Here is a 10,208-nt window from a genome sequence, read left to right as displayed (position 1 = left end):
CTGTTTGGTCAGCCCGCCACTGCCGCCGAGATTGGCCGAAACGTCGATGTCGTAGCCGTTGCTGTCGAAGAAGGCGCCGTTGGCGCCGATGGTCACCACGCCATAACTGTCGAGAAACCATGACGAGCTCATGCGCGCGCGCAGGATGCCGCCGTCCAGATTGAGCGTGCCTCCGGGGTTGACGATGATGTAGTTGGCTTCCAGCACGCCACGGCCGCTGCTGGCATCGCCGACCAGGTTCAGCGTGCCCGTGCCGCCAGATCCAATGACCGTCCCCCCACGTGTTACGACTGAGCCACCTTTATCGATGGTCAGCGTGCCGGTGCCGCCATAGCCGACATAGAGGCCAGGGCCACCGTTCCAGGTCGAGCCGGCGCCGGTTACCGTCACCACGCCGGTGCTGCCGCTACGTTGTCCGATATAGCCTCCGTTGGTGCCGGAGACCTTTCCGCCATTTTCGATGGTCAGCGTGCCGGCGCCTTCAGCGCCGACAGCGAGGATGCCGTTAAAGGTCCAGGCCGAGCCGGCACCAGTCACCGTCACCGTGCCGCTGCTGCCGGAGGCAAAGCCGATATAGCCGGAGACACTCGAGACCGCGCCGCCATTCTCGACGATCAGCGTGCCGGTCCCGGCCGCGCCGACATGAAGATCGCCTTCCTCGAGTGAGCCGACATTGGTCCAGCTCGAGCCCGCACCGGTCACCGTCACCGTGCCGGTGGAGCCAGCCATGACGCCGATAGAGCCGGCAGGGCCCCCACCACTGCCGGCGCTCGTGACCTTGCCGCCAGCGGCGATGGTCAGCGTACCGGTGCCGGAGTAGCCGACAAAGAGCCCGCTGCTATTGGTCCAGGTCGAGCCGGCGCCGGTCACCGTCACGGCACCGACGCTCGCGGTGCCAACGCCGACAGAGCCCCTGGTATTCGAGACCTTGCCGCCATTCTCGATGGTCAGCGTGCCGGTGCCTTGATGGCCGACGTAGAGATCAGAGCTGTTGGTCCAGGTCGAGCCGGCGCCGGTCACCGTCACCGTGCCGGTACCGCTGGACTCAAGCCCGGCAACTCCGACGGTGTTCGATACCTTGCCGCCATCGGCGATAGTCAGCGTGCCGGTGCCCTCAGAGCCGACATGGAGCTCGCCGCTGTTGATCCAGGTCGAGCCGGCGCCGGTCACCGTCACGGTGCCGGTGCTGCCAGTCATGTAACCGACAAAGGTATCCGTGTTCGAGACCGTGCCGCCATCCGCGATGGTCAGCGTGCCAGTGCCGAAAAAGCCGACACGGAGAAGACCGGCATTGGCCCAAGTGGAACCTGCGCCGGTCACCGTCACCGTACCGCTGCTGCCGGGAGAGAAGCCCAAATAGGAGAACGCATTGTTCGTGACCCGCCCGCCATCTGCGATCGTCAGGTTTCCGGTGCCGGAAAAACCGACAACAAGGTCGCTACTATTGGACCAGGTCGAGCCCGCGCCCATGACCGTCACCGCCCCGACGCTGGTGGGGTCAACGCCGACAGAGCCTCTGGTATTCGAGACCGTGCCGCCATTCTCGATGGTCAGCGTGCCGGTGCCCCCAAGACCGACATTCAGCACCGAGCTATTGATCCAGGTCGACCCCGTGCCCGTCACCGTCACTGTGCCGGTGGAGCCGGCGACCGTGCCGACGAACCCAATTCGGTTCGAGACCGTGCCGCCATTCTCGATGGTCAGCGTGCCGGTGTAGCGATAGCCGACGTTGAGGTTGGCGGCGCCGAGATTCCAGTCCGGCAGCGGCGCGGGAAGGCTCGGATCGAGGTCGCCGGTGCCGGTCACCGACTGGGCGAGAGCGGCGGGCGGAGCAGCGAGCAGCGCGAGCCCTGCCGCCAGCATGAGCGCGCGCAGGGAGACGGCAGACGACATCACGCCCGGCACAGGCCGAGCCAGCCTGCTCACCGCAAGCGTCCGAAAGATCGTCTCCGACACCAATCCTGCCCTCTCACCCTCGTGCAGGCTCAGGCAGCGCGGCACGCAAGGCAATGAACAGCGGTTCACAACAGGCCAAATGGATGGGATGTGGCAGTTCCGCCACGCTGGGCGAGCTCAACTGGCGGATCGAGCGCGATCGCGGATCACGCTTTCGCCGGAGGTGGGCGCTGCGCCAAGCGGCCGCTTCGGCATAGGACAGCGTGTCGCCGGCCTTGCCCTCGCCCCACCGGCCTGATACCGCAGCGCACAGGGCCGGCGTAGCACAGCGGTAGTGCAGCGGTTTTGTAAACCGAAGGTCGGGAGTTCGATCCTCTCCGCCGGCACCATCCGATTTCGGTGGCCTGTCGCTTGCTTGCCATGCCGCCGCGACGACGAGGACGACCGGAGCCCACCGAGCGATGACCTCTGCCGACCAGCGCGACCAATTGCTCGCCCTCGCGCAACGCTGCGAGCGCACCGGCCGCCCCGACCGCAATCTCGACGCCGACATCTATGAGGCGCTCGGCTTCACCGTCCGGCGCAAGCCGACCACGCTGCTCGCCCCGCGCACCCCGCCCGGCGGCATCTACCAGCAGGGCTCGCTCTGGAAGGCGATCGGCCGGATCAGCGCCGAGATCGACGTCGCGGTCAACGTCATCCGCGAGAAGGCGCCGGACTGGAACTGGAGCCTGCAATCGGTCGCGACCGAGGAGCAGACCTATGAGGCGCTGGTCGCCGGCTGTTCCGGCCATGGCGCGCTCGCCTCGCTCGCGCTCTGCGCCGCCCTGCTCAAGGCGTTCGCGCGGGGCCGCTCCGATCCGAGCTCGACCCAGGCCGAGCGCTGAAACGATCCCGATTTCAAGGGCGAGGCCGTTTCGCCGCAGAAATCGATTCAAGCCGCCGGCTCAAGCTCCGCTGCGCTGGGCAACTTCACGGATAATTGACCCAAGGCAACAATACGGCGGTTGAAGGCATTGTCCGTGCAGCTAGCTTTGCGCTCGGGCTGAGCAATGCCCAGGGCACGATTCTGGCTGGCGGGGCGCCATTCGGGAGAAGTCGTGCCCCTCTCGTTGTTGGAGCCTGATCGATGGCCCGTTTCGAACCCTCGCGCCGCACTGTGATGGCAGGCGCCGGCGCGCTCGCTGCAGCTGCCGCGCTCGACCTGCCCGCCGGCATCGCGCCGGCCCGCGCGCAAGGAGCGTCCGTGAACCAGAACCCGGGATTCTACCGCTACAAGGTCGGCGACATCACCGTCACCGCCCTGAACGACGGCTTCGCCAAGCGCCCGCTCGAAGGCTTCGTGCGCAATGCCGAGCTCGCCGACGTCAAGAAAGCAATGGAGCAGGCCTATCTGCCGAGCGACGCCCTCTCGATCACCTTCACCACGCTGGCGCTGCAGATCGGCGACAAGATCACCCTGATCGACACCGGAAACGGCGATTCCGGCGCGCCGACCTCGGGCGCCTGGATGAAGAACTTCCAGGCCGCCGGGCTCGACCCGAAGAACGTCTCGACCGTGATCTTCAGCCATTTCCATGGCGACCACATCAACGGCTTCCGGCTGAAAAACGGCACGGCCGTATTCCCGAACGCCGAGGTGATGGTGCCGGCGGCCGAATGGGCGTTCTGGATGGACGACGCCAAGATGAACGCCGCCCCCGAGGCGATGAAGGGCGCTTTCGCCGGCGTGCGCCGCGTCTTCGGCCCGGTCGCCAAGGATGTGAAGCAGTATGAGGCCGGCAAGGAGATCGTGCCGGGCGTGACCGCGATCGCCGCGCCCGGCCATACCCCCGGCCATACCGTCTTCGCCGTTTCCTCAGGCAGCGGCAAGCTGCTGGTGCTGTCGGACACGACCAACCACCCGGCCCTGTTCGTGCGCAATCCCGACTGGTCGGCGGTATTCGACATGGACGGGCCGCAGGCCGCCGCCACCCGCCGCAAGCTGCTCGACATGGCGGTCGCCGACAAGATGCAGGTCTGCTTCTACCACGCCCCCTTCCCCGCCACCGGGCATATCGCCAAGGCGGGCAACGGCTTCGAGCTCGTACCGGTGCAGTGGAGCAGCGCGATCTGAGACCCCTCGCGCATCCGCTGGGAAAGGCCGGGGCATGCGCCCCGGCCTTTCTTTTTGGCGGCGTGTTCCCCGGGCGGCTCGCGATCCCGTCGGCTGCCGTGCTAGACCGCTAGAGCCGGATCACAGCGAAAAACCGGTTCTCATTTTTTCGCACCCTGCCCTAGAGCCATGCCTGCCGGATACCAGCGATGACCGAGCGCTTCACCGCCATCTCCTTCGTCGCCAGCGAGACGGCCGAGGCCGAGGCCGCACGGGCCAAGCTGGTCGAGCGCTATGGCGATGCCGATCCGGCTGATGCCGAGGTGATCGTCGCGCTCGGCGGTGACGGCCTGATGCTGCAGACGCTGCATCGCTTCATGGGCACGGCCAAGCCGATCTACGGCATGAACCGCGGCTCGGTCGGCTTCCTGATGAACGAATTCCGTGAACGCGGCCTGCGCCAGCGGCTCGAGGCGGCGCAGCGCAGCGTGGTCCACCCGCTCGCGATGACAGCAGTCGATTGCACCGGCAAGCGCGTCGAGGCGCGCGCCATCAACGAAGTCTCGCTGTTCCGCCGATCCTACCAGGCGGCCAAGCTGCGCCTGTCGGTCGACGGGCAGGTGCGCCTGTCCGAGCTCGTCGCCGACGGCGTGCTGCTTGCGACCCCGGCCGGCTCGACCGCCTACAACCTCTCGGCGAACGGCCCGATCCTGCCGCTCGACGCGCCACTCCTGGCGCTGACCCCGCTTTCGCCCTTCCGGCCCCGGCGCTGGCGCGGCGCGTTGCTGCCCGACCACGCCAGAGTGACGATCGCGGTGCTGGAGGCCGAGAAGCGACCGGTCAGCGCCGTCGCCGACCACACCCAGATCGACAACGTCATCTCGGTGCAGATCGCGATCGACCGCTCGCTCGATCTCGTCATGATGCACGACCCCGGCCACAGCCTGGACGAGCGCATCCTGCGCGAACAGTTCGGTTATTGAGGCTGCGCGGAGGCGGCTGCCCGTCGCGATGAAGCCTGCCGCGCCAGTGCCAGGCGAAGCGCCATGGGCTTTGCCGCAGTCCCGAATTTTATCGGGGACAAGCCGTGCAAAGTGCCTTGAACAAAACAGGAACATCGTTGATAGTGCCCGCGTGGCCGGCTAGGGTCCGGCTCCGGTCGATCGGCCGGTTCGTGGTGAAGTGCGCAGGAAACGGAGCCTGTCATGGCTGGTAGCGTCAACAAGGTCATTCTGGTCGGCAATCTCGGGCGCGACCCCGAGGTACGGCGCCTCGGCAGCGGCGAGCCGGTGGTCAATCTGCGGATCGCCACCTCGGAAACCTGGCGCGACAAGCAGTCGGGCGAGCGCAAGGAGCGCACCGAGTGGCATTCGGTGGTGATCTTCAACGAGAACCTCGCCAAGGTCGCCGAGCAGTACCTGAAGAAGGGCTCGAAGATTTACATCGAAGGCCAGCTGCAGACCCGCAAATGGCAGGACCAACAGGGCGTCGAGAAGTACACGACCGAGATCGTGCTGCAGCGCTTCCGCGGCGAGCTCACCATCCTCGACAGCCGCGGCCAGGGCGGCGACGAGTTCGGCGGCAGCAGCGGCGGCGGCTATGGCGATGAGGGCTCTTCGGGCGGTAGCTCCTTCGGCCGGTCGAGCCCCGTCGGCGGCGGCTCGCGCCAGCCGGCGATGGCGAGCGGCGGTGGCAGCAGCAGCGGCGGTTCGCGCTCGTCGAGCCATCTCGACGACGACATCCCGTTCTAGGCCCCGCGGGCAGTCGGGCGATCCGGCCTGTTCTGCCCCGTGCCTTCCCCGGACAGGCGCAAGCCTGATCCGATGCGATCACAATGAGATAGATCATCGTCGCGTCCTATCGGACACGCGATGATGATTTATGTGCGCAGGTTGAACACGACCGACAGGAAGCGGACGGTCGGCGTCAGCAGCCGCTCGTGGCCATGGACGAAATTGGCGTCGAAAACGAGCGTATCGCCTGGGCGCAGCTCCATCGCCGCGTCTGCATAGCGGTAGACCATCGCGCCTTCGAGCATGTGCATGAACTCGATCCCGGTATGCTGGAAGCCGGGATGGTCCGCCGCCTCGCTGGTCAGGGTAACCAGATAGGGCTCGATGTATTTTTCACCCGAGAGCAGGTGACCGAGCAATTCGTAGCTCAGCCCGGCGCGCTGGCCGCGGCGCTGCACGGCGATGCCCTGCCCCGCCCGCACGAGCGAATAGTCGGCCTGCTGGTTATAGGAGGCGAACAGCCGCGCGACCGGCACTTTCAGCGCAGCCGCGATCGAAACGAGCGTCGTGAAGGACGGGGTGGCCGAGCCGCGCTCGATCTTGGAGAGCATGCCGTTCGACAGCTTCGCCGCCTCGGCGAGCTGATTGGCGGCCATGCTCAGGCTCAGCCGCAGGCTCCGGATCTCCTGGCCGACCGCCGTCGCAAGGGCCTGGCCACCCTGCCCGCCATCGACTTCGCCAGACTCCTTGATAGATGAGCCCTCGCCCGTGGCCGTGCGGCCGGGCCGCGTCATCATTGAGAGCGCGCCACGCCTGACGCGCTTTCCTTCCGGCGGTTTGCCGTCGCGCTTGCGATCGACCACAGCAGAGCCTCCCAGCCTTTGCGCATCGGTTTCGAGCCTGCGCCACGCCGTTCGGGCGACGTGGCCGCGCCTGTCCCGGCAGCGACATTTTCATGAGATGAAAATATTTGCCAGCGCGTTGACAAGCTGCTGGTGCGACAGAACAATCCCTGAAGTGACCGACAATAAATGTCGTGAGGGGATCATGCTCAACAATCGCAAGCTCAAGACTATCCTTCTCTGCGCAGCCCTGTCGAGCGTCTTCGTCTCGGCATCGCAAGCAAAAGACCTGCGGATCGCCACCGAGGGAACCTATGCCCCCTGGAGCTTCGTCGACGCCGGCGGCAAGCTGACGGGCTGGGACGTCGATATCGCCAACGCTCTGTGCGAGGTGATGAAGGCCAAGTGCACGATCATGGCGCAGGAATGGGACGGCATCATCCCGGGGCTCAACGCCAGGAAGTACGACCTGATCGTGGCGAGCATGGGCGTCACCGAAAAGCGCAAGCAGCAGGTGGCCTTCTCCAAGAAGTACAAGAACACGGCTAGCCAGTTCGTCGCCAGGAAGGACGTGGCCGCAGACACGAACCCTGAAACGCTCAAGGGCAAGCGGATCGGCGTGCAGCGCGGCAGCATCCAGGACGCCTATCTGACCGCGATCTATCCGAAATCGGAGATCGTGCGCTACGACAAGACCACCGATGTCGAGCTCGATCTCATCGCCGGCCGCGTCGACCTGCTGCTCGCCAACAAGGTGACCTCGATGCTCGGCTTCCTGAGGCGGCCGGAGGCAGCGGGCTTTGCGCTCGTCGGCCCGGAATACACCGGCGGCCTGCTGGGCGAAGGCAACGCCATCGCCCTGCGCAAGGACGACGCCAAGCTGCTCGAAGAGGTCAACGCCGCCATCGATACGCTGATCGCGAACGGCACCTATGACAGCATCACCAGGAAGTATTTCGACTTCAAGCTGATGTGAATCGACCAGCGACGCCCAAGGCGGGCTCGGCCTGCCTTCGGCCCGGCAGAACGAGGCCGCCTCCATGATCACCTTTGCGACACTTGGCCCGAGCGGCACCAATCATGAGCTCGTGACCAGGGAATACATCAAGTTCCACGAGATCCCCGACAGCGAGATCGTGCTGGTGCCCGACTTCGACGTGGCCACGAGCGGGTTGATGCGCGGCGACTATGATTTCGTCATCCAATGCGCGGTCCACCCGGACACGCCGCCGACGCTCGGCACGCATTTCCACAAGGTGTTCGCCGTCGACAGCTTCATTTCCCGCAGCAAGGAGCTGGCGGTGCTGACGCGCTCGGAGGTCGAGCGACCGAAATCGATCGGCCTGCTGGCGCCGGCGACCGAGAGCTATATCGACATCAGCCGCTGGGAGACGCGCGTCTCGGACCCCTCGCTGCCGATCATCTTCCAGAACCTGCTCGCCGGGAAATACGATTCGGCGCTGGTCTATCTGGAATATGCTGAGCAGTATCCGGACCGCGTCCGCGTCGACGAGATCCTGGGTTCGCCCGACGATGTCTGGATCGTCTATGCCGACGAGCGGACCTCCGGCGGCAAGCTCCAAGCCTGGCGGGACGGCCCCGTCCGCGAGTTGATCCGCCAGAAGGTTGCAAGCCGCGCCACCGGGGATATGGGGGACGCGCTGCCATGACTCTGGCCTGGCTCTCCGGCTATGGCCTGCAACTGCTCTACGGGGCGGGAGTGACACTGTCGGTCGCCGCCGTGGCGCTGGTGTTCGGAACCGCGTTCGGCCTGTCGCTCGGGGCACTCAAGACCTATGGCAGCAAGCCGTTCCGCTATGTCGCGGAGGCCTATACCGCGATCGTCAGGGGCGTTCCCGACCTCATCGTCATCTACCTGATCTATTTCGGCGGCACGATCGCCCTCACCCGATTGACCGGGCACTATGTCGACATCAACGGGTTCGCCGCCGGCGTGGCGGCACTGGCCTTCATCTTCGCGGCCTATGCCAGCGACATCTTCCGCAGCGCCATCAGGCAGGTGCCGCGCGGACAGTCGGAGGCGGCGCATGCGCTCGGCCTGCCGCGGAGCGTCGCCTTCTTCCGGGTGGTGCTGCCGCAGGCCTGGCGGATCGCGCTGCCGGGCTTCGGCAATCTTTCGATCATCCTGATCAAGCAGACCTCGCTCATCTCCGTGATCGGGCTGGAGGAACTGCTCAGGGCGTCCGCCGTGGTCTCGGGCGCGACGCGCGAGCCGTTCTTCGTCTACGCCGTCGCCGCGCTGCTCTATCTCGCCATCACCAGCGCGGCGTCCTGGGGCCTGCACCGTGCTCGCCTTCGTTCCAATCGCGGCTTTGCCTGAGCGATCCCATGCTTGACGTCCAGATCATGGCCGAGGCCTTCCCGAACCTGCTCAAGGGCGTCGGGCTGACGGGCAGGCTCGCGGTTCTCATCCTGATCTTCGGCATGCTGATCGCGATACCGCTGGCCTATGCGCGCAATGCGCGCTCGGCCTGGCTGCATGGGCCGGCGAGCACCTACATCTTCGTCATCCGCGGCGTTCCCTCGCTGCTGCAGGTCTTCCTTGTCTATTACGGGCTCGGGCAGTTCGACGTCATCCGGACCTCGGCGCTCTGGCCGATCTTCCGCGACCCGTTCTGGTGCGTGATCATCGCGCTCGGGCTCAACTCGGCCGCCTATACCGCCGAGATCATCGCGGGCGCGCTCCGGCTCGTGCCGAAGGGGCTCAACGAAGCGGCGCGGGCGCTCGGCCTGTCCTGGTTCCAGACGCAGCGCAAGGTTACCATCCCACTCGCAATCCGCCTCGCTTTGCCCGCTTACGAGAACGAGATCATCCTGACGGTGAAGGCGACGTCGCTGGCGAGCACGATCACCTTGCTCGACCTCACCGGCGCGGCTCGGCTGGAGGTGTCGAACACCTTCGCGCCCTATGAAGTCTTCCTCACCGCCGGCGCGATCTATTTCTGCATCACGACGTCTTTGAGCTGGCTGCTGCGCAAGCTCGAGCAGCGGCTATCGATCGAGAACCGCGCCGTCGCACAGAAGGCGCGCGACCTCCAGCTCGGCGCGGCTGCGCCCGCCTGAGAACCGAGCTGCGGTCGATCTTCACACCGGCACCGCGCCATGCACCTTGATCTCCTTCAGGACGAGATTGGTGCGGACATGCGCGATGCCCGGCAGCCTGAACAGGAAGTGGTCGAGAAATTCGTTGTAGGCGTCCTTGTCACGGCAGACGACGTGCAGGTGATAGTCTGCTTCGCCGGTGGTCGCGAAACACTCCAGCACTTCCGGGCGCTCGGCCACGCGTGAAATGAAGGTCGAGACGTGGTCGGCCTCGTGCCGCACCAGCCCGACATGAACCATCGCGCTGAAGGCGAGCCCGGCTTTGGCCGGATCGACGATCGCGCGATAGCTCGCAATCACGCCGGCCTCCTCCAGCGCCCGCACCCGCCGCCAGCAGGCGGAAGCGGACATGCCGGCGCGCTCGGCCAGATCCTGATTCGAGATGCGGGCGTCGCCCTGCAGAAGGGTGACCAGCTTGCGGTCCTGCTCGGTCAGTTGCATCGCCTCGCCCTTGGAAGAATTATCCACCTTTGGAATAATTATTGGTCAAATCTACCGAAACGGCAACGCTACCCGGCA

10 protein-coding genes, 1 tRNA gene and 1 pseudogene are annotated in these 10,208 nt (G+C 65.8%); 9 read left to right on the top strand and 3 right to left on the bottom strand.

Annotation, left to right across the window (positions count from 1 at the left end):
* Positions 1-1,926: pseudogene (locus AC1DS0_RS22810) on the bottom strand (autotransporter domain-containing protein); the annotation flags it as partial.
* Between the two features lie 284 nt (positions 1,927-2,210).
* Between AC1DS0_RS22810 and AC1DS0_RS22805 the strand changes: the two are divergent.
* The 5 genes from AC1DS0_RS22805 to ssb all read left to right on the top strand — a co-directional run bounded on the left by AC1DS0_RS22805 (position 2,211) and on the right by ssb (position 5,742).
* Positions 2,211-2,285 (top strand) — tRNA-Thr (locus AC1DS0_RS22805).
* Positions 2,286-2,357: 72 nt separating this feature from the next.
* Positions 2,358-2,783 (top strand): hypothetical protein, encoded by a 426-nt coding sequence (locus AC1DS0_RS22800; RefSeq protein ID WP_476816535.1) that lies wholly within the window; start codon positions 2,358-2,360, stop codon positions 2,781-2,783.
* A 242-nt stretch (positions 2,784-3,025) separates the two neighbouring features.
* Positions 3,026-4,012, top strand: coding sequence for an MBL fold metallo-hydrolase (locus AC1DS0_RS22795; protein ID WP_476816534.1), 987 nt, complete (start codon positions 3,026-3,028; stop codon positions 4,010-4,012).
* Positions 4,013-4,200: 188 nt separating this feature from the next.
* Positions 4,201-4,974: an NAD kinase gene (locus AC1DS0_RS22790; RefSeq protein ID WP_476816533.1), complete on the top strand. Its 774-nt coding sequence runs from the start codon at positions 4,201-4,203 to the stop codon at positions 4,972-4,974.
* A 222-nt stretch (positions 4,975-5,196) separates the two neighbouring features.
* Positions 5,197-5,742: a single-stranded DNA-binding protein gene (gene ssb / locus AC1DS0_RS22785; RefSeq protein ID WP_476816532.1), complete on the top strand. Its 546-nt coding sequence runs from the start codon at positions 5,197-5,199 to the stop codon at positions 5,740-5,742.
* A gap of 128 nt (positions 5,743-5,870) precedes the next feature.
* On the opposite strand, the gene AC1DS0_RS22780 is transcribed toward ssb, so the two are convergent.
* Entirely contained in the window at positions 5,871-6,518 is a 648-nt protein-coding gene (locus tag AC1DS0_RS22780; protein WP_476816544.1) for a helix-turn-helix domain-containing protein, read from the bottom strand.
* Between AC1DS0_RS22780 and AC1DS0_RS22775 the strand changes: the two genes are divergently transcribed.
* The 4 genes from AC1DS0_RS22775 to AC1DS0_RS22760 all read left to right on the top strand — a co-directional run bounded on the left by AC1DS0_RS22775 (position 6,493) and on the right by AC1DS0_RS22760 (position 9,650).
* Positions 6,493-7,542: an ABC transporter substrate-binding protein gene (locus tag AC1DS0_RS22775; protein WP_476816531.1), complete on the top strand. Its 1,050-nt coding sequence runs from the start codon at positions 6,493-6,495 to the stop codon at positions 7,540-7,542. The genes AC1DS0_RS22780 and AC1DS0_RS22775 overlap by 26 nt on opposite strands.
* Positions 7,543-7,606: 64 nt before the next feature.
* Positions 7,607-8,236 (top strand): hypothetical protein, encoded by a 630-nt coding sequence (locus AC1DS0_RS22770; protein ID WP_476816530.1) that lies wholly within the window; start codon positions 7,607-7,609, stop codon positions 8,234-8,236.
* On the top strand, positions 8,233-8,907 hold the full coding sequence (locus tag AC1DS0_RS22765; RefSeq protein ID WP_476816529.1) for an ABC transporter permease: 675 nt from the start codon (positions 8,233-8,235) through the stop codon (positions 8,905-8,907). Before AC1DS0_RS22770 ends, AC1DS0_RS22765 begins: the two co-directional genes overlap by 4 nt.
* A gap of 8 nt (positions 8,908-8,915) precedes the next feature.
* The gene (locus AC1DS0_RS22760; RefSeq protein ID WP_476816528.1) at positions 8,916-9,650 is read left to right on the top strand and encodes an ABC transporter permease; all 735 of its coding nucleotides are present in this window, start codon (positions 8,916-8,918) and stop codon (positions 9,648-9,650) included.
* 21 nt (positions 9,651-9,671) lie between these two features.
* Here the strand turns inward: AC1DS0_RS22760 and AC1DS0_RS22755 are convergent, their stop codons facing one another.
* The gene (locus tag AC1DS0_RS22755; RefSeq protein WP_476816543.1) at positions 9,672-10,130 is read right to left on the bottom strand and encodes an Lrp/AsnC family transcriptional regulator; all 459 of its coding nucleotides are present in this window, start codon (positions 10,128-10,130) and stop codon (positions 9,672-9,674) included.
* Between the last annotated feature and the right edge of the window lie 78 nt (positions 10,131-10,208).

It is taken from the genome of Allobosea sp. P4_H5, assembly GCF_056400825.1.
The sequence above is the reverse complement of the archived record's forward strand: the minus strand, read 5'-3'. Positions and strand labels throughout refer to the sequence as shown.

Bases quoted from the DNA above. Each gene is read 5' to 3' on its own strand.
- AC1DS0_RS22800 (WP_476816535.1), top strand. From the start codon at position 2,358: ATGACCTCTGCCGACCAGCGCGACCAATTGCTCGCCCTCGCGCAACGC.
- AC1DS0_RS22795 (WP_476816534.1), top strand. From the start codon at position 3,026: ATGGCCCGTTTCGAACCCTCGCGCCGCACTGTGATGGCAGGCGCCGGC.
- AC1DS0_RS22790 (WP_476816533.1), top strand. From the start codon at position 4,201: ATGACCGAGCGCTTCACCGCCATCTCCTTCGTCGCCAGCGAGACGGCC.
- ssb (WP_476816532.1), top strand. From the start codon at position 5,197: ATGGCTGGTAGCGTCAACAAGGTCATTCTGGTCGGCAATCTCGGGCGC.
- AC1DS0_RS22780 (WP_476816544.1), bottom strand. From the start codon at position 6,518: ATGACGCGGCCCGGCCGCACGGCCACGGGCGAGGGCTCATCTATCAAG.
- AC1DS0_RS22770 (WP_476816530.1), top strand. From the start codon at position 7,607: ATGATCACCTTTGCGACACTTGGCCCGAGCGGCACCAATCATGAGCTC.
- AC1DS0_RS22765 (WP_476816529.1), top strand. From the start codon at position 8,233: ATGACTCTGGCCTGGCTCTCCGGCTATGGCCTGCAACTGCTCTACGGG.
- AC1DS0_RS22760 (WP_476816528.1), top strand. From the start codon at position 8,916: ATGCTTGACGTCCAGATCATGGCCGAGGCCTTCCCGAACCTGCTCAAG.
- AC1DS0_RS22755 (WP_476816543.1), bottom strand. From the start codon at position 10,130: ATGCAACTGACCGAGCAGGACCGCAAGCTGGTCACCCTTCTGCAGGGC.